This is a genomic window from Microbispora sp. KK1-11, from assembly GCF_006874435.1.
Classification (GTDB): domain Bacteria; phylum Actinomycetota; class Actinomycetes; order Streptosporangiales; family Streptosporangiaceae; genus Microbispora; species Microbispora catharanthi.
In genome coordinates this window covers 57,694-75,298 of the sequence record NZ_VIRJ01000033.1, presented here as the reverse complement: position 1 = coordinate 75,298, position 17,605 = coordinate 57,694, and the positions used below count along the sequence as shown (strand labels likewise).

At 73.5% G+C, this 17,605-nt stretch carries 15 protein-coding genes and 2 tRNA genes; 8 read left to right on the top strand and 9 right to left on the bottom strand.

All coding sequences use genetic code 11. The features are described 5' to 3' along the window. Positions 1–9: 9 nt before the first annotated feature. The gene (locus tag FLW16_RS35025; protein WP_142564764.1) at positions 10–2,580 is read left to right on the top strand and encodes a DUF6493 family protein; all 2,571 of its coding nucleotides are present in this window, start codon (positions 10–12) and stop codon (positions 2,578–2,580) included. 2 nt (positions 2,581–2,582) lie between these two features. Continuing rightward, positions 2,583–3,482 carry a hypothetical protein gene (locus FLW16_RS35020; protein WP_142564762.1) on the top strand — a complete coding sequence of 300 codons (900 nt, stop codon included), beginning with the start codon at positions 2,583–2,585 and terminating at the stop codon, positions 3,480–3,482. 83 nt (positions 3,483–3,565) lie between these two features. Here the strand turns inward: FLW16_RS35020 and FLW16_RS35015 are convergent, their stop codons facing one another. Next, positions 3,566–4,528 carry a TAXI family TRAP transporter solute-binding subunit gene (locus tag FLW16_RS35015; RefSeq protein WP_221891431.1) on the bottom strand — a complete coding sequence of 321 codons (963 nt, stop codon included), beginning with the start codon at positions 4,526–4,528 and terminating at the stop codon, positions 3,566–3,568. Continuing rightward, positions 4,525–6,468: a TRAP transporter fused permease subunit gene (locus FLW16_RS35010; RefSeq protein ID WP_142564760.1), complete on the bottom strand. Its 1,944-nt coding sequence runs from the start codon at positions 6,466–6,468 to the stop codon at positions 4,525–4,527. Before FLW16_RS35010 ends, FLW16_RS35015 begins: the two co-directional genes overlap by 4 nt. Before the next feature lie 373 nt (positions 6,469–6,841). Here FLW16_RS35010 and FLW16_RS35005 point away from each other — a divergent pair, with 373 nt between their 5' ends. Both FLW16_RS35005 and FLW16_RS35000 read left to right on the top strand, forming a co-directional pair. Further along, on the top strand, positions 6,842–7,741 hold the full coding sequence (locus FLW16_RS35005) for a DNA-processing protein DprA (protein ID WP_185949724.1): 900 nt from the start codon (positions 6,842–6,844) through the stop codon (positions 7,739–7,741). Between the two features lie 2 nt (positions 7,742–7,743). Continuing rightward, entirely contained in the window at positions 7,744–8,580 is an 837-nt protein-coding gene (locus FLW16_RS35000; protein ID WP_142564756.1) for a phosphoribosyltransferase, read from the top strand. Between the two features lie 22 nt (positions 8,581–8,602). Here FLW16_RS35000 and FLW16_RS34995 read toward each other — a convergent pair whose 3' ends face one another. The 3 genes from FLW16_RS34995 to dusB form a co-directional block, all read right to left on the bottom strand. Then, a complete protein-coding gene (locus FLW16_RS34995) occupies positions 8,603–10,126 on the bottom strand; it encodes a DUF6297 family protein (protein ID WP_142564754.1) in 1,524 nt (507 codons plus the stop codon). After that, positions 10,123–10,749 (bottom strand): heme ABC exporter ATP-binding protein CcmA, encoded by a 627-nt coding sequence (gene ccmA / locus FLW16_RS34990; protein ID WP_142564752.1) that lies wholly within the window; start codon positions 10,747–10,749, stop codon positions 10,123–10,125. Before ccmA ends, FLW16_RS34995 begins: the two co-directional genes overlap by 4 nt. 112 nt (positions 10,750–10,861) lie before the next feature. After that, on the bottom strand, positions 10,862–11,974 hold the full coding sequence (gene dusB / locus FLW16_RS34985; protein WP_185949723.1) for a tRNA dihydrouridine synthase DusB: 1,113 nt from the start codon (positions 11,972–11,974) through the stop codon (positions 10,862–10,864). A gap of 102 nt (positions 11,975–12,076) precedes the next feature. Here dusB and FLW16_RS34980 point away from each other — a divergent pair, with 102 nt between their 5' ends. From FLW16_RS34980 to FLW16_RS34965, 4 genes are all read left to right on the top strand, one after another. Then, on the top strand, positions 12,077–12,739 hold the full coding sequence (locus FLW16_RS34980) for an ACT domain-containing protein (protein ID WP_142564747.1): 663 nt from the start codon (positions 12,077–12,079) through the stop codon (positions 12,737–12,739). A 54-nt stretch (positions 12,740–12,793) separates the two neighbouring features. Further along, positions 12,794–12,865 (top strand) — tRNA-Gly (locus FLW16_RS34975). Positions 12,866–12,895: 30 nt separating this feature from the next. After that, positions 12,896–12,966, top strand: a tRNA-Cys gene (locus FLW16_RS34970). A 315-nt stretch (positions 12,967–13,281) separates the two neighbouring features. Continuing rightward, positions 13,282–14,019 carry a hypothetical protein gene (locus FLW16_RS34965; protein WP_260615915.1) on the top strand — a complete coding sequence of 246 codons (738 nt, stop codon included), beginning with the start codon at positions 13,282–13,284 and terminating at the stop codon, positions 14,017–14,019. A 76-nt stretch (positions 14,020–14,095) separates the two neighbouring features. Here FLW16_RS34965 and FLW16_RS34960 read toward each other — a convergent pair whose 3' ends face one another. The 4 genes from FLW16_RS34960 to FLW16_RS34945 form a co-directional block, all read right to left on the bottom strand. After that, on the bottom strand, positions 14,096–14,860 hold the full coding sequence (locus FLW16_RS34960) for a phosphatase PAP2 family protein (protein WP_142564745.1): 765 nt from the start codon (positions 14,858–14,860) through the stop codon (positions 14,096–14,098). Then, positions 14,844–15,617, bottom strand: coding sequence for a phosphatase PAP2 family protein (locus FLW16_RS34955; RefSeq protein ID WP_142564743.1), 774 nt, complete (start codon positions 15,615–15,617; stop codon positions 14,844–14,846). Before FLW16_RS34955 ends, FLW16_RS34960 begins: the two co-directional genes overlap by 17 nt. Further along, positions 15,614–16,612 (bottom strand): YihY/virulence factor BrkB family protein, encoded by a 999-nt coding sequence (locus FLW16_RS34950; RefSeq protein ID WP_142564741.1) that lies wholly within the window; start codon positions 16,610–16,612, stop codon positions 15,614–15,616. Before FLW16_RS34950 ends, FLW16_RS34955 begins: the two co-directional genes overlap by 4 nt. 218 nt (positions 16,613–16,830) lie before the next feature. Then, a complete protein-coding gene (locus FLW16_RS34945) occupies positions 16,831–17,553 on the bottom strand; it encodes a hypothetical protein (protein ID WP_142564738.1) in 723 nt (240 codons plus the stop codon). Between the last annotated feature and the right edge of the window lie 52 nt (positions 17,554–17,605).

The window sequence follows — 17,605 nt, the reverse complement described above, 5'->3', positions numbered from 1 at the left end:
TCCCCAGGCATGGATCACTGGGGCGAGATCAGGAAGCTGATCGAGGCGAGGCGTGCCGACCGGCTGGCCGAGAGGGTCAGGGCTCTGGACGACGGGGGCCGCAAGGAGGTCGCGGCCAGGCTGCCGGAGCTGCTGAAGGAGCTGCGCGGCGTCGATCGGTGGGAGGACGGCCTGTCCGGCTACCGGGTCGGCCTGCGTGTGGCCGGCGCCGGTTGCCTGGGCGGTGCGGCGGCCGTGACGTCCTGGTTGTACCGGCGCGACCTCGCGCCTCGGTGGGGTGGTGCCGACAACGACGTCGACCTCATCCTGGCGGTGCTCGCCGACCGGCCCGCCGCCTGGCGCGCCGATCTGGCCGAGCGGCTGGTGCTCCGCCTGCGCGCCGCCGACGACCGCGGCGTGGGGCTCGCCCTGGCCCTGCTCCGCGAGACCGGCGTCGAACCGCCGACGCATGATCCGCTGGTGGCCGGGTGGGCGAGCGGCGACCCGGCCCGCCTGGGCGACGATCCGCTGCTCGATCACCTGCTGCCGCGCCTGTTCGAGGCCGAGGGCGTGGGCCGGGTGCTGCAGTGGGAGAAGGACCCGCGGCAGGGCTGGCTGGGCGCGCTGCTGGATCTGGCCGAGGCGGGCCGGGTGAAGCGCGAGGCGCTCATCGACGGCTGCGTGCGCCGCTTCCTCCGCGGCGGCACCCCTATCGACCTGCGGTTCTTCGCCCGCCTGCACGAGGCGCTCGCCCCCTCGCCCGCCGAGGCCGCCTGCCACATCCGCGACTATCTGCATCTGCTGCCCGCGTCCCCCGGCCCGGTCGCCGAACTGGCCGCCAAGCGCCTGCGGGCCTGTGGCGATCTGACCGCCGACGACCTCGCCGAGGCGTGGGACTGCCTGCTGTTCCGTCCCGAGCGCGTGCTGGTGCGCACCGGGCTGGCGTGGCTGGGCCGGTCCGTGAAGCGCGATCCGGCGCTGGCGGAGGTGATCGCCGCGCCGCTGGCCCGCGCCTTCGCCGCCGACTCCGCCGAGCTCCAGGAGATCGCCGTCGAGCTGGCCGTCGCACACGCGGGCGGCATGCGCGAGGAGGACCGGGCCACCATCCACGAGGCGATCGGCTTCCTTCCGCCCGCCCTCGGCAGGCGGGCCGCCGCGGCGTTCGCGGGCGGCGCGGTGGCCGAGGCCGAGCCCGTGTTCACGCCGCCGTCGCTACCCGCCGCGCCCGAACGCGCCCACGCCGTCGAGCCGCCGATCGAGTCGGTGGAGGAGTTCAGCCAATCGATCACGGAATGGACGGACTCCTGGCAGTCGTGGGAGCGGCTGCTCGCCGGCTTCGTCATGCTCGCCGCCCGCGACGGGGCGGGTGTGGTGGCCGCGACGCGTGACCGGCTGGTCGACGAGCACCCCTGGACCTACAGCCAGAAGACCTGGCCGCGGGCCGAGCAGTGGCTGCGGGGCGCCGCCACGGCCCTGGCCGGGAGCGCCAGGACCCGGCAGGCCTGGCGGCGCTTCCTGCCCGGCAGGGGCCTGGCCGCACCACACCGGCTCCTGCTGCACCGCGCGGCCGAGATCCTGCGGGCCGTCGAGGAGGACACCCTGCCACCGCTGCTGCTGGCCACGCCCACGCACACCACCGGGCACGTGGCGGCGGCCGAGCTGGTCCGCCGGTTGGAGGTGATCGAAGCGGCCGGCGCCAAACCACTGGCCGCCGACCTCCAGCAGGCGCTGCTGCGCCTGCCGCGCACCCCCGACCCGGAGGCGGCGGAGCGGGCGGCCCGGCTGACGTCCGCGGCGGGCAGGATCGTCGCCGGATGGACCTGCCCTGAGGTCGAGGTCACCCTGGAGTGGACCTGCAACGGCGGGCGCGACGATCACGACTGGCACGACCGGGGCCACCACCACTACGTCCGCCTGGTGCCGGGGGCCGCCGCCGCGCCCGCCGGCCTGCCGCTGGTCGATCTGATGCTGAGCATGTCGGACTACTGGGCCGAGGCCGAGCACCTCCATTGGTGGCCCTCGATGCTGCCCTCGCACCGCGAGGTCGCCGCCGCGTACCTCACGCCGCACCTGCTGCGGAGCTACGGGTACGGGCCCGCCGTCCGGGCGCAGGCGCGCCACCTCGCCCGGGCCGAAGGACCCGCGGGGGTGGCGTTCTCGGCGGTGCTCGCCCGTGCCCTGGGCGACCGGAGCACGCAGGAGCCGGTCGAGGTGCTGCTGGAGGTCGCCGCGCGTGACGAACTGCCCGCGGCCGAGATCGGCCGTCAGGCGGGGCTGCTGCTGGCCAGTGGCGAGGTCAGGATGATCGACATGGTCGCCGCGCTCGACGACGCGGCCAGGCGGGGCGGGTACGCCCAGGTGTGGGGGATCGCCGCCGCGGCGCTGCCCGCACTGCTGCCCGCGCCGGGCCGGCGCCCGCGGAGCGGCCTGTCCGGGTTCGTCACGCTCGCGCGGACGGCCGCCGACTGGTGCGGCGCCCGCGGCGAGATCCCCGAAGTACGCGACATGGCCGCCCGCAAGGGGAACAGCAGACTGCTCCGGGAGATTCGCCGGCTGCACGACCAGCTCACCGGCGGCGCGGGCGCCGGGCAGGAAGGATGACCATGAAGACGGATCGATCCGATCGCTGGCTCAACCGGGGCGACGAGGGCCACGACATGCGCCTGCGGATCGGCGACCTCGCGCGGGCCGCCGCCACGCCGGGGTGGTCACAGCTCGTGGCGCGCCACGCTCAGGTCGGCGCGTACGCCGTGACCACGCTCACGCGAGACGGCCGGGAGATCCTCGCCGAGGGCCTGCGGGAGCCGTTCCAGCGCCTTCGCGAGCTGTCCTACCAGACCGACGCCGGCACCTGGTTCACGTGCGAGCTGACGTTCCCGGCCGGAAGCAGGAGCTACACCGGCCGGGTCGACTCCACCACGCCGCCGTTCGAGGACGTGCCCGCGACGGCGGCGCTGGCGGAGCTGAGCACGCTGCCCCACCGGAATCCGCCCGGCTGGCTGCTGAACGCGCTGCCGACCGCCCCGCCCCTCCCACTGCCCTTCAGCTATGGCGAACGCTACGAGGGATGGCGCCACGACTTCGACGACCGCCGCCCGCGGCATCCGCTGCCGATCAGCGGAGAGGTGGCCTACCTCCCGGCGGCGGGCATGACGGCCCGTGAGCTGTTCCACGGGCAGGGACGCGACCGTCATTCGGTCTACCTGGCCAGGCGGGCCGACGACCTGGAGCACGATGTCCTCACGGTGTCGGGTAGCGAGGACGGCTACTGGGTCGCCCGCCACGGCATGCGCGGGACCGGCGAGGGCCTGCGCTCCATCACGCTGCTGGACGGCCCCATGCTGCGGCTGGAGCTGACCCCGGAGGCCGCCGACCTGCTGGAGACCGAGACCGTGTTCGACGTCCGCCTCGACCTGCCGCCGGAGACCGCCGGCGAGTTGCGCGCCGTCCTCCCCCGCATGCTGCTGCCCGTCTCCGGGGCGCCGGAACTGATCGGCTTCTGAGCCGTGTGCCCGGCGCGGCGGGTGTCACGACGAGGGCCATGTCTGCTCGAAGCGGCGGACACGGCCCTCGCACGTGTGGCGGGTCAGCCGTAGAACTTTTTGGCGCCCTCGTGGAGCGGCACGGGGTCGGTCTTCGGCGCGTCGGCAAGGGTGATCTCCTTGGCCGACGCGTGCACCTTCTCCAGGTCCGCCTTGTGGTCGAAGATCAGCCGGGTGAGGTCCTCCGCGAGCTTCGCGTCCATCGCAGCGTTCACCACGAGGAGGTTCGGCACGACGATGGCCGGCACGTCGGACGGCGTGCCGTACGCCGCCTTGGGGATCACGCCCTCCGTGTAGACGGGGCCGTGGGCGGCGCGCATGGCGGGCAGCACGTCGTTCAGCGGCACGAAGGTCACCTCGCCGCCCATGCTCGTCACCAGGTCGGTGATGCCCGAGGTGGGCAGCCCGCCCGACCACACCAGCGCGTCGAGGGTGCCGTCCTTGAGCCCCTGCACGGTCTCGGGCAGCGACAGCGCCTGCCGTTTGACGTCCTTGTCGGGATCGAGCCCGGCGGCGGCGAGCAGCCGCAGCGCGATCACCTCCGTTCCCGAGTTCGGCGAGCCCGTGGACACGCGCTTGCCGCGCAGGCCGGCGACGGAGGTGATCCCGGCGTCGGTCCGCGCGATCACGTGGGTGTAGTTGCCGTACAGCCGGGCGAGCGCGCGGATCGGCTGCGGGGCGGTGAAGGCGCCGGTGCCCTTGACCGCGTCGGCGGCCGTGTCCGCGAGCGTGAAGGCGATGTCCGACTGTCCCCTGACCACCCGCTGGATGTTCTCCACCGAGGCGCCGGTGGCCTCCGCGGTCGCCCGGTGGCCGGGCAGGTGCTTGTCGATCAGCTCGGCGAGCCCGCCGCCCAGCACGTAGTAGACGCCGGTGGTGTTGCCGGTGGCGATCGACAGGCGGGTCCCGCCGCCCGTGCCGCCTCCCGCGCCCGACCGGTCGCCCCCGCAACCGGCGGCCAGCAGTGCCGCGGTGACGGCCAGCACCGTCATGAGCCTGAACCTCACGGATGCGCCTCCCTGTGTCTGCGGACGAGGTGGACGGCGAGCGCCAGGGCCGCGACGCCCAGCCCGGCCAGCACGGGCCAGGGCGACAGGACGAGCAGCAGGACCGCCGCCAGCGCGCACAGGCCCCGCTCGGCCGGACCGGCGGGGCCGGTGATCCAGCCGCCGGTGGCCGCCGCGAGGACGGCCACGGCCAGTGCGGACACGGCCGCGGCGAGCAGGATCTCGCCGATCGGGCCCTGGGCCAGCAGGGCCGCGCCGGACGGCGTGAGCACGAACGCGAACGGCACGAGGAACGCCGGGAGCGTGTACTTCCAGGTGGCCCACATCGTGCGGTGCGCGTTGCCGCCCGTGATCGCCGAGGCGGCGAAGGCCGACAGCGCCGTCGGCGGGCTCACCTCGGACAGCACGGCGTAATAGAAGATGAACATGTACGCCTCGGCCGGGGTGACGCCGAGGTTCAGCAACGCGGGGCCGATGATCACGGCGGCGATGACGAACGACGCCGTGACCGGCACGGCCAGCCCGAGCAGCAGCACGGCCAGCGCGCAGGCCACGGCGGTGGCCGCGAGGTTCCCCCCGGACAGGCCGACGATCAGCGAGCCGGCCTTGAGCCCGAGCCCGGTGAGCGTGACCACGCCGACGATCGTGCCCGCCGCCGCGCAGGTGACCGCGACCGGCAGCACTCCTGTGGCGCCCGCCGCCAGGGCCCGTACGGCACGGCGCGGGGTCAGCCGGTTCTCGCCGCCGGGAGTGCGGTCGAGGAACGACAGCGCGAAGGCCAGCAGCGTGGCGTACACGACCGCGCGGAACGGCGACTGGCCGAGGGCCATCAGGATGATGATCACGAACAGCGAGCTGAAGTGGTAGCCGAAGCGCCTGATCAGCGGCCAGGGACCGCCGGCGTCCACAGGAACGGCCCGCGTGCCGTACCTGCGGGCGTCCATCTCGATCGCGAGGAAGACGCCCAGGTAGTACAGGATGGTCGGGATCGTGGCGTAGACGAGCACGGTCAGGTAGCTCACCCGCAGGTATTCGGCGATGATGAACGCCGCCGCGCCCAGTGTGGGAGGCGACAGGATCGCGCCGATGCCGGCCGCGGCCAGCACTCCCCCGGCCTGCTCGCGCGGATAGCCGGCCCGGCGCAGGATCGGCCAGGCCACGCTGCCCACGCTCACCGTGGTCGCCACGCCGGAACCGCTCACCGTGCCGAGCAGGAACCCCGCGAGCGTGACGGTCCGCCCCGGTGCTGAGCGCGAGCGGCGGAACGCGGCGAAGGAGACGTCGACGAAGAACCGCCCCGCCCCCGAGTGGTCGAGCACCGCGCCGTAGATCGTGAACAGGATGATGTACGTCGCCGCGACGTCGAGGGGCACGCCGTACACGCCCTCGGTGCCCATCGTGAAGGCCGCCACGATCCGGTCCAGGTCGTAGCCCCGGTGGCCCAGCGCCCAGTCGGCGGGCAGGTAGCCGCCGTAGTAGGCGTACGCGAAGAAGACCGCGCACACGACGGGCAGGATCCAGCCCACGGTCCGCCGGCACGCCTCAAGGAGCAGCAGCGTGAGCAGCGCGCCCGCCGCCACGTCGAGCGGCGTCGGCGCGTACGCCCGGCGGATGAGGTCGTCGAAGACCACGAGCGGATACGCGCAGACCGCCAGGGACAGCGCCGCGAGCACCCAGTCGAGCACGCCGGGCCTGTCCCGGCCCCCGCGCCGCGCCTTGTAGCAGACGAACGCCAGCGGCAGCACCACGGCGAGGAACGCCATCCGGTAGGGCAGGACCGGCCCCGGCCGGAAGGTCTGGTAGAGCGCGTAGAGCGACAGGGCCAGTGCGACGATCGTGACGAGCGCCGCCGTGCGGCCGGACAGACGCCGGGCGGGACGCTCCGCGTCGAACTCGGCGACGAGGTCCTCCGCCGACGTCTCGTGCCGGGTCTCGGTCACGCGTCTCCCCTGTGATGCGGCAAGTCCCTTGTGGTTCGGCAAGCCCTTGACCGCAAGGTACGCCGAAGTTGACTCGTTGCAGTCACAATCCGGATCACAGTCCGATCACAGACCGTAGCCCCGCTCCTACTTCTCCGTGTCGGATCCGCGGCCGGACCGTTCGGAGCGGATCACGCGGTCACCGCCCCGGCCGTCCGTCGCGAGTGGCGGCCCCACTGTCAAAGCCCGATACGGCATGGCCTGTTCGCGTGAACACCACGCGCCGTCCGGCCGGGCTCGGCACGATAGCCACGCACCACCACGCTCCCCGTCCGCGAATGTCGGTGCCCGAGCGTAGGTTCACGCCGGAAGCACGTCCGAGTTGGTGATGACCATGACCACGATCCACGAGCAGGCAGCCGTCCTCGCCCTGACCAGAGCCACGCACGGCGAGCCCTGGTTCTACACCGCGCGCGTCATCCTCGACGCCGGGGGCGCGCTGAAGCTGCTCGACGGCGGGTGCGCGAGCCGGGACGAGGACGACCGGGCGCACGCCGCCGCCGTCGCCGCCCGAGTCCGGCCTGCTGACCTCGCGTGGGGACGCGAGTTCATCGCCGCCATGCGAGCCGGCGGCGTCCACCTCGTCACCGTGCTCGACGCCGGCTACCCCGGCAACCTGATCTGGGCGTACGACCGGCCCCCGTTCCTATGGGTACGCGGCGGGTTCCAGGCCGGAGACCATCGGGCCGTCGCCGTGATCGCCGACCACGACATCGGCCACGCCGCCGCCGTGGCGCGGGCCCTGGCCGAGGCCGGGCTGGTCGTCGTCGCGCCCCTGCGCGGCCCGGTGGACGCCGCCGTCCACCGGGCCGCGCTGGCCGCCGGCGGGCGAACCGTGGGCGTCCCGGCGGGAGGCGTCGGTGAGCCGGCCGCCCTCGGGGAGTACGCCAGTGTGGCCGAGCGGATAGCCGAGCGCGGCGCCGTCGTCTCCTCCTGCTGGCCCGACACCGCGCCCGGCAGCCGCGCCGCCGACTGCGCGCGCGTCGTGACCTGCGGAGTGGCCGACTGCCTGTACGTCGTGGACGGCGCCGACGGCGGTCCTTCCTTCCGGCACGTCGAGGAGGCGCTGCACACCGGCAAGCATGTGTTCGTGTCCCAGCGGCTCCACCAGGAACAGCCGTGGGCGCGGCGAGCGGCCGCGCGGGGAGGCATGACTGCCGTTGAGGACATTGACGACCTGTGCCTGCAGGCGGTGAATCTCGTAGATATGGCCCCCCGAACGCACACGTGCTGATCATGGGTGACGCCGAGGCGTTCACTCGCGATTTCCTGCCGCTGTTCCGCGCCGTCCCGCCCACGCGGCCGGGTGTCTGCCGAATCTGTCATTCGGGGCCGAACGACCGCGGGGACGGCGAACCGTGGCCCACCTGCGCCAGTTGCAAACGCACGACGGAGAACCTCAGCGGCTACACCGAGCACGTCGTGCCGATCTCGCTGACCGCCAGGGACACGCAGTTGTACGACGTCCTGGTTCGCAGGAAGGACCCCTTCGGCGTCGCGGGCCGGCGCAACCGCCTGGACTTCCTCGCCGCGACCGTGACCCACTTCTTCCGCGAACACGCCGGCTGCCTCCAGGGGCTGGCCGGCGGGCCCTTCACGATGGTGGCCACGATCCCGAGCACGCGTACTGAGCGCCCCATCGAGGCGTTCCATCACATGGACAAAGTCATAGGCAAGGTCGGTGCGTGGGCCCGCCTTCATCGGCCCCTCCTGCTGCAGGCGGACGACGCGTACGCTCCGGTGCTCGCCGCGCGCGAGTCCCACTCAGCCGCCTATCACGTGCTGGGCGACGGGATGAAGGGCGCGCGGGTGCTGCTGGTGGACGACTTGTTCGTGTCCGGCGCGCACGTGCAGAGCGCCGCGTCCGCGCTCATCGGCCGAGGCGCCACGGCTGTCGTGGCCCTCGTGATCGCCAGGTTGGTGAACCCGGCGTCCAAGGACCCGTACAGCGGAGGAATCTGGCAGGAGTCGGGCGACCGGCCGTTCGGCTTCGACCGCTGCTGCGTCTGCGACCGCGGCGCATGGCAGGGCCGCCCGGCTGCCCGGCAGCCGGCACGGCGGGCCCGGGGGTGATCGGGGGTGATCGGAACCCCCTTCATGGGCGGTTCCTGCGGCCCGGCCGCAGGATGGAGGCGGCGAGCACCGCGGCCCCGGCGACGGCCTGCGCCACGACGTACGGCGCCACCGAGGCGGGCCGCGACGCCAGCGCGCCGAGCGCGGGAAGGGACCCGAGCAGCGCGAGGTCCACGCCGGTCAACGCCCAGATCAGCGGTCCGGTCGGCACCGCGCCACCCGGGGTGTCGATGACCGGCATGGAGTGGTCGACGGGCCGTCTCCGGGCCATCCGCAGCGCGCCCGCGGCGAGCGCGGGCGCGGCGGCCGGCCCGAGCGCCCACCACCAGGCCCCCGCCGGCAGCGTGCCCGCCATCTGAAGGCCCACCAGGGCGAGCGCCGACCAGGAGGCCGCCAGCAGCGCGGGCAGCACCGCGCGGGCGGCCATCACGGCCCTGCCGTCCACGGCCAGCATGCGGGCCAGGGCCGGGTCGCCGCCGTCGCGCCGGACCCCTCCAGTGCACATCGCGGCCGCGGTCAGCGCCCCGCACAGCAGCATCCCGGCGGCCGGCCCGGACCCGCCTCCGATGGCGTTCGCGCAGACGGCGGGCAGGGCCGCCGCGCCGAGCAGCGCCGCCAGGCGGCCCGGCCGCCTGCCCACCCGCAGCCACTCCTGCCAGGCCAGCGCGGGCGCGGCGCCGAGCCGCGACACGAGGCGGGGCCAGGGACGGGAACGCAGCGCACGGCCGCGCCAGTGGGCGTCCTCCGCGACCCAGGTGAGCATCCCGGGATCCAGCGTGGTCGCCGCCGAGGTCACCCTCGCCGTTCTGGTCGAGGAGGCCAGGATCCGGCGGGCGGGGATGCGGTCGAGCGCCGCCCAGGCCTGCCGTACGAGGAAGGCGGCCACGACGGAGGCGACGCCCGCGACCGCCGCGCCCAGGGACGCGGGCGCCTCGGCGACGGCGGCGAGGATCCGGCGGCCGGGGCCCGTGCCGAGGACGGCCGCGAGCACGGCGACGGAAAGAGCCCCGGCGATCAGGAATTGCAGCCGGGCGTCCGACGCCGGGGACTGCTGGCCGAGCACCGCCGTGGCCATGCCGCCCACGCCCGCCGCTACGCCGAGCACCAGCGCCGCCGCGAGACGCACACCGAGCTGGTCGGGAGCTCCGAACACCGACAGCGCGGTCAGTCCGAGCGCCGCCCCGGTGAGCACGGCCGCCGACAGCAGGAGCAGCGCCGTACGGCCGAGCACGGCCCGGCGGGGCAGCGGTGACGTCACCAGCCACGAGGCGTCGGCGGCGGGCAGCACGACGGGTCCGAGCGCCCGCGCCAGGGCGAGGAAGCCCGCGTAGGCCGCCGCGACCAGCGCGAGCCCGGGGCCGAGCCGCGCGGGATCGGCGTGATGGGCCAGCCCGGCGAGCGCATCCGCGATCGGGCGGCCGAGCACCGCGGCGGCGACGAGCAGGCCGAAGACGCCGGTGTAGCGGTCCGACCAGGTCGCCGGCCGCCCGCGGCGGGCGCGGAGATAGGCGAGGGCGGGGTGCGTCCGGGTGGTCGCCGGGATCACGACGCCGCCCGCAGCGTGATCACACGGGCTGCTGAGTCCTGCGCCAGCCGCGCGTCGTGGGTGGCCATCACGACCGTGCCGCCCTCGGCGGCGTAGCGGCGCAGGATCCCCGCGAGGCGCTGCCTGAACCCGGCGTCCAGGCCGCGCTCCGGCTCGTCGAGCAGGAGCAGGCGGCTCGGCCGGAGCAGCGCCATCGCCAGCGACAGCCGCTGCCGCTGGCCGGTGGACAGCGACAACGGGGCGAGATCGGCCCGGGCGCTCAGCTCGAAGGTCTCCAGCGCCTCGTCGACCGTCAGGCGGGCGTCCTGCTGGACGGCCCGCATCAGCTCCAGGTGTTCGCGGACGCTCAGGCCCGGATACCAGGCGGGCTCGTCGCCGGCCTGCACGACCCGCCGCCAGAAGTCCGGCGCGTCCGCCGGCGGTCCGCCGAGGACGTCGATCTCGCCGCGCGGCGAGGGGTGCAGGCCGGCCAGGCATCGCAGCAGCGTCGACTTCCCCACGCCGTTCTCCCCCATGACGGCGACGATCTCGCCAGGGGCGGCGGTGAGATCGACGCCGCGCAGCACGGGCACGCCGCCCAGGTCCAGCCCGACCCCACGGGCCGTGACGATCGCGTTCGCCATGCCCCGAGCCTACGCGCGCGCGCCGCACCCCTGTCCGTCCGTTCCGGGGCCGCCTGCACGGAGCGCGCATGCGCCGTGAGCACTGAGCGCGGCGGGCGCCGTGGCCACCCCCTCAGCCGCCGGAGGTGGGGTCCTCGGCCCCGGCGCCGGGGATCGTCATGTCGTCGGGGTCGTCGAGCCAGCCGTGTGGCAGCGACACCTTCGACCTCTCTCCGCTCTTGCCGCGCGGGCCGTCGGCCTCCTCCGGCCACGGCTGGTCCGCGTCGAGCTCGGCGACCCGCTCGGCCATCTCCGAAAGCCCGGTGACCGAGGTGAGGGCGCGGCGGGTCTCGGCTCCGACGACGAAGCCCTTGAGATACCAGCCGACGTGCTTGCGGAAGTCGGCGAGCCCGTGCGGCTCGCTGCCGATGACCTCGCACAACAGCTCGGCGTGGCGCAGCATCATCGCGCCGACCTCCCCGAGGCGGGGCCGGACGCGCTCGGCCGACCCACGGAAGGCCAGGTCGAGGTCGCGGAACAGCCACGGCCGCCCCAGGCAGCCCCGCCCGATCACCACTCCGTCGCAGCCGGTCTCCGCGACCATGCGCAGCGCGTCGTCAGCGCTCCAGATGTCGCCGTTGCCGAGCACCGGGATCTCCGGCACCGCGTCCTTCAGCCGCTTGATCGCGTCCCAGTGCGCGGTGCCGCCGTAGTGCTGGCGGGCCGTACGGGCGTGCAGGGCGACGGCGGCGAGGCCCTCCTCGACGGCGATCCGGCCCGCCTCGACATAGGTCAGGTGGTCCTCGTCGATGCCCATGCGCATCTTCATCGTGACCGGCAGCGGCCCGGCACCGGCCACCGCCTCGCGCAGGATGGCGCGCAGCAGGTTGCGCTTGTACGGCAGGGCCGACCCGCCGCCCCTGCGGGTGACCTTGGGCACGGGACAGCCGAAGTTCAGGTCGATGTGGTCGGCCAGGTCCTCCTCGGCGATCATCCGCGCGGCCTTGCCGATGACGGCCGGGTCGACGCCGTACAACTGGATGCTGCGAGGGGACTCGTCCGCGCCGAACCGGATCATCTGGAACGTCAGCGGCACCCGCTCGACCAGCGCCCGCGAAGTGATCATCTCGGACACGAACAGGCCGCCGCCCTGCTCCCGGCACAGCGTGCGGAAACCGATGTTCGTGATGCCCGCCATGGGAGCGAGCACCACCGGGGGCCAGACCTCGAGCGCGCCGACTTTCACCCGTTCATTGTCCCCCGCTGCCGGCGGTGAGCCGTACAAGATCATGGACGTAAGGCTTTTGCCCCGGTTAATCTGACCTGGACCAACGGTGGGGAGGTCGTCATGCTGCTGCGGCTGAGAATCGCCTTGCCGGATCGTCCGGGCTCGCTGAGCCAGGTGACCGGGATCCTCGGGTCCGCGGGCGCCGACATCACGCAGGTGACGGTGCTCGACCGGGGCGGCGGCCGCGCCCTCGACGACTTCACCGTCTACTGGCCCGACTCCGCCCCCCGCGAGGACCTCGTACGGGCCCTGCACGGCATGGACGAGGTCAGGATCGAGGGCATCTGGGGCACCAGGGAGGCCCCCGGCACCTATCCGGAGCTCGAGATCCTGAAGTTCCTCACCACGGCGGGCGACCGCGCGCTCGGCACGCTGATCGACTCCATGCCGGTGCTGTTCAGCGCCGACTGGGCGGCGGCGACGACCGAGAAGGACCCGCGCGTGACGGTGTACGCGAGCTGGCGGGCGCCCGAGGACATTCCGTTCCCCGAGGAGACCCCGCCCCGGCCGACGGCGGCCACGCTGCCGTCCGGCCTGCACGTGATCGTCGCGCCGCTGCCGCCGCTTGCGCTGTCGCTGATGCTGGCCAGGGCGGAGGGGCCGGACTTCCACCGCAACGAGGTGCACCGGCTCACGCGGATCCTGGAGATCTTCCTGACCCTGCCCGCGATCGAGCGGGGAGCCGACCGCGCGTTCCGCAGACCGAGCGCCCGGCCGTTCTGAGTACACACCGCAGCCGAAAACCCGGTACAGTAGCCACGTCGCCGCAAGGCGGACGCGGAAGTGGCTCAGTGGTAGAGCATCACCTTGCCAAGGTGAGGGTCGCGGGTTCGAATCCCGTCTTCCGCTCCGAGAGGTCACGATTATGGGCCTCGCTCTGGTGGAGTGGCCGAGAGGCGAGGCAGCGGCCTGCAAAGCCGCGTACACGGGTTCAAATCCCGTCTCCACCTCTGTTTTCCGATCCGATTCCGGATGTCGGCGCAGGCGTCATGCGCCGCGCGGCACCTGCGCTTCCACGATCGTCGGCGCCCCGATCGGGCTGCTGACGCATGATTCGGTGTTCCAGGGGCCTCCGACGCGGCCAGTAGCGGCGGGTGGATACCACGGACCAGGTCGCGTCCGTTGCCACATCGGTGCGTTCCGTCATGCGAGGGACAAGTCGAGGCAAGGCTTCTTCTCAACGTCCGATAACGGGCGCACACTGAAAGGGACACTACAGGCGATTCAGCGTGGAGTAGCTCGTGCACGGTCAGATGCCTCCAGCGATGCCCATGCTCTCTCGTGGCAAGCATCGCAATCCCAGCAAGGGCGCCTGCTTCATGGAGTTCGCGTCCTACCTCGCAGGTGAGCGGTGGAGCGACCATCCGTCGTGTACACACCCGCTGCTCGCCGGGCTCGCCCGCCTCGTCAACGACCACACCTCCGACGCCGCCCGGCCCCGCCTGGCCGAGCTGATCCCGTCGGTGATCGGCCTGACGGGCGACGACCCGCGCCTCGACGCGCGGATCGCCCTGTGCTCGGCCAGGGCCGCGCTGCCGGTCGTCGCGCACGAGCGCCAGCTCGCGATGGCGGTCTCGATCCTTTCGGCCGGGCACGTGCTCGCCGAGTTGGAGGGCCGCTCCGCCGGCGACCTGGACGAGCGCAGCAGGCAGGCGCTGGCCCAGGTGCCGGACGCCACCCGCTGGGCCTACACCTTCGGGCGCGGCGTGCGGGTCTCGGCCAAGGGCTTCCGCAGGTACGCCGCGCCGAACACCGTGCAGCTCGCGGTGCGGGGCATCGCTCAGGCGTGCGTGCCCGACCCCGATTCGCTGCTGCGCGACCTGCTGGCCGACGCGATCGACGACTGCTGGGCCCTGCTGCGTCCCGACGCCGGGACCGGCGCCGGAACCGCCGTCGAGTCCGCGGTGGACTCCGCCACGAAGACCGCCGCGGAGCCCGCCCCCGCCGCGGTCGATCCCGCACGCTGGGCGGACGCCTGCCGCCTCACCGGCCTGTCGGCCTGACCACCCCGGCCACCGGCTCGACCTCCGAGCCGGTGGCCGAGCGCGGTGGCCGTAAGCCGGTGGCCGGGTGAGCCGGTCAGGTCAGCGCGGCCCCGCGTACGGCCCGCTTCGACGGGGCGCGCCGCGACGCCGTGATCGGCCGCAGCAGCAGGGCCTGGGCGAGCACGACCACGCAGAAGATCCCGAGCACGTAGCCCCAGCTCACGTCCGTCAGGTGGTGCATGCCTCGATAGAGCCTGGACAGGCCGACCGCCAGGGCCGCGCCCGCGCCGAGCAGCCACCACAGCGCGTTCAGGATCGTGTGGCGGTGTGTGTGCAGGGTCAGCACGAGCGCGGTGCCGCAGTAGAACGCCACGGCGGCGCTGGTGTGTCCCGACGGATAGCTCGACGTGGGCGGCGCGGGATCGAGATGCGGCACGTGCGGGCGCGCCCGCTGCGCGAACACCGTCGCCAGCAGGAAGATCGCCGACTGGGCGCAGACGACGGCCACCAGGAAGACCGACTCCCGCCAGCGCCGGTAGACGATCCGGAAGAGGATCGCCATGATCGTCGTCACCACGATGATCACGGGAGTGTCGGACAACATCGAGCCGTAGTGGGTCACCTCGTTCCAGAACGGCGTGCGCTCCTGGGCGATCTCGCGGCTGACCGCCTCGTCCTGCGCGACGAGCGTCGAGTGCTCCATGACCTTCGTGAGCAGCAGGCCGAGCCCGAGGGTCACCAGGGCCATGAGCGCGAGCGGGAGCAGGACCCGCCGCGCCGTCTCCGCGGCCACCCGTCGAGCGGGCACCGAGGACGACCGGGCGCTCCGGGCCGTGCCACGATTACGAACGGCGTCCAATTCGTCCTCCTTCGGGGGCAATCTCCCTCTTCGTCTCGGGCCCGACGCCCTCGCGTAACGGCTGGGCGGGCCGGCGGCCCACGTCGCGGCGGCGCCAGGTCTCGAAGGCGGCGGCCGTGGCGGCCACCACCGCCACGCCGAACACCAGCCCGCCCACCACGTCGCTGAACCAGTGCACGCCGAGCGCGATCCGGCTGAAGCCGACCGCCAGCGGGATCAGCACGGCGAGCGTCCAGGCGAGCACCCGCCCGCGCTCCCGCACGAGGGGCAGGACGAGCAGCAGCAGGATCCCGGCACCGAGCACGGCGTTGACCGTGTGTCCCGAGGGGAACGACGCGCCGGGGGCGATGGCGACGGGGTCCGGCAGGCTGGGCCGGGCCCGCGCGACGATGACCTTCAGGGCGAGGCCGAGCAGGCCGCCGACCGTGATCGTGGTGGCCGCCCACAGGGCCAGATGGTAGGCGCGCCGCCACACCAGCCAGGCGACCGCAGCGCCGACCGCGATCCGCCAGGTCAGCGGCGCGAAGACGTCGCTGACCAGTTCCATCAGCCGGGCGAACCCGGGATTGGCGATCGCGTAGGCGTGCAGGTCCCACGCCGCGCCCTCGTCGATCTCGGTGAGCGGGCCGAAGGAGGTCTTGACGAAGACCAGAAGCACCGTGAACGGCACCCCGATCAGCGCCAGCGCCGCCGTCGCCACCGTCAGCCGCAGGCCCAGCCCGTGCTCAGGATCGAGCCGCCTGCGCCACCAGTTCATCGGCCGCTCCCGACCGGCTGCCGCTCCCGCGGCGGGGCCGGGGCGGGGCCGGGGTCGAGCTTGGCCGGCTCGCCGCGGCCCGCGCGGCAGGCCTCCAGCTGCGCCGAGAAGGAAAGGCCGAGGAAGAGCGCCATCGAGCTGAGGAACGACCACAGCAGCAGCGCCATGACCGCCGTGAGCGGGCCGTACGTCGCGCCGAAGGTGTGGCTGCTGGCGGTGTAGAGCGCGAGCAGCCAGGTGAACAGCGTCCACAGCAGCACGGCGACCGTGGCCCCGACCGCGAGCCAGGTGTGGCCCGGCTGCTTGCGCCGGGGAGAGGAGCGGAACAGCACCGAGATCGACAGGACGGCGAGCAGGAAGCCGATCGGCCAGCGCAGCCAGCCCCAGAGCCGCTGAATCGTGTCGCTCCAGCCGTAGGCATGCGCCGCGGCCTCCCCGACCGCGGCGCCGCCGACCAGGATGACGAAGCCGACGCTCATGAAGAGGCCCGCCGTGAGGGCCATCAGCAGCGCCCTGCCGTACTTGGCCAGGAAGGGGCGGTCGCGCTCGATCCCGTAGATGCGGTTGGCCCCGCGTTCGAACTGGCCCATGGCGGTGGTCAGCGACACCAGCGCGGTCAGCAGACCGAGCCACAGGGCCAGCTTCCCCCCCGCGCCCGAGGCGTCGTGGCTCTGGTCGAGCGTCTCCTGAATGACCTTCGAGCCCGCGCCGGGGGTCAGTTGCCGCAGGATGAGCTCGAGGAGCCGGCCGAAGCGTTCCTGGTGCAGCACCGAGCTCAGACCCACGAGGGCGATCGCTCCCGGGATGATCGCGAGGCAGGTCTGGAAGGCGAAGGAGCGGGCGTTGCTCGTGCCGTCGCCGTACCTGAACCGGACGTACGCGTCACGGATGAGGTGCCAGCCGCCGTACCGCCGTATGGCGGCGTAGGCGTCGTCGGCCGACAGTTCGTCGCCGCTCATGCTCCTGGTCTCCGGCACCGGGGTCGCGGTTCCCATGTCAGTCCTCACATCGTCAGGGGGTGGGGACCCGCCGGGGGCCGGGTCGCGGGCCGACCCCCGGCGGTCCCCGCAGGCCCACCGACTACCCCGATCACGATGCTTGGAACGCCAGGCCCATCAGAAGATCCCCTGACCTGGGCGACGGCACTCCCCGACACGCCGGAGGACCGGCCCGGCCGGGCCGGTCCTCCGGGTCGCCGTCTTCGCGCCGGCCGTCACAGGACGGCGCAGCCGACGCGTACGGGAAGGCGGGGCGACCAGCGGCCGGACACGACGTCCTGGGCCTGCGCGTAGGCGTTGGCCGCCTTGCCGCCTCCGGAGCAGTCGAACACGCCGGTCTTCTTGCCGAAGCTGCCGCCGACGTAGCCGCTGTGCGCGCTCGCGCTCACCGTGCCGCTCCAGTAGAGCCTGCCGGTGTTGTAGCGGATGTAGAGCCTGACCTGGCCGAAGTTGTAGTGGTCGCCGTTGATCTTGAGGCGCGGGATGTCGTCCACCGACGTGCTGGTGGAGGTGCCGTCGCCGTTGTCCACGGGCGGGACGGTGTAGCGAGTGATCCACAGCTTGGCCGAGACCCTGCGGTCGGCCGCCTTGCCGTTGTCGGCCTTGGCCTGCGCGCGGGTGGCGGGGGTGACGCACACGTCGTCGCCGGTGAACGCCTCGCGCCAGACATACCCGGTGACGCAGGTGTGCGGGCCGAACGGGCCGGAGGTCCAGCGGGACGCCTTGGCGGCGTTGTCGGCGAGGGTCTGCGTGCGGGTCGCGGGCGTCACGCAGACGACGTCGCCCGTGCGGGCCTCGCGCCAGACGTAGCCCTCCAGGCAGGTGTTCGGGCCGAAGTCGCCGCCGGCGGAGGCCGGGCCGGCCATGAGCGTGACGGGGGCAGTGACGGCCAGACCGGCGATCGTGGCGGTGGCCAGGCCGAGCAGGGTGCGCTTCATGACAGTCTCCTGTGCTGCTGCGGGACGAGGGTGCTGATCGGCGGTCCCGGTC

Excerpts from the sequence above, each read along its gene's own strand:
- FLW16_RS35025 (WP_142564764.1), top strand. The coding sequence starts at position 10 with ATGGATCACTGGGGCGAGATCAGGAAGCTGATCGAGGCGAGGCGTGCC.
- FLW16_RS35020 (WP_142564762.1), top strand. The coding sequence starts at position 2,583 with ATGAAGACGGATCGATCCGATCGCTGGCTCAACCGGGGCGACGAGGGC.
- FLW16_RS35005 (WP_185949724.1), top strand. The coding sequence starts at position 6,842 with ATGACCACGATCCACGAGCAGGCAGCCGTCCTCGCCCTGACCAGAGCC.
- FLW16_RS35000 (WP_142564756.1), top strand. The coding sequence starts at position 7,744 with ATGGGTGACGCCGAGGCGTTCACTCGCGATTTCCTGCCGCTGTTCCGC.
- ccmA (WP_142564752.1), bottom strand. The coding sequence starts at position 10,749 with ATGGCGAACGCGATCGTCACGGCCCGTGGGGTCGGGCTGGACCTGGGC.
- FLW16_RS34980 (WP_142564747.1), top strand. The coding sequence starts at position 12,077 with ATGCTGCTGCGGCTGAGAATCGCCTTGCCGGATCGTCCGGGCTCGCTG.
- FLW16_RS34965 (WP_260615915.1), top strand. The coding sequence starts at position 13,282 with ATGCCCATGCTCTCTCGTGGCAAGCATCGCAATCCCAGCAAGGGCGCC.
- FLW16_RS34955 (WP_142564743.1), bottom strand. The coding sequence starts at position 15,617 with ATGAACTGGTGGCGCAGGCGGCTCGATCCTGAGCACGGGCTGGGCCTG.
- FLW16_RS34950 (WP_142564741.1), bottom strand. The coding sequence starts at position 16,612 with ATGGGAACCGCGACCCCGGTGCCGGAGACCAGGAGCATGAGCGGCGAC.
- FLW16_RS34945 (WP_142564738.1), bottom strand. The coding sequence starts at position 17,553 with ATGAAGCGCACCCTGCTCGGCCTGGCCACCGCCACGATCGCCGGTCTG.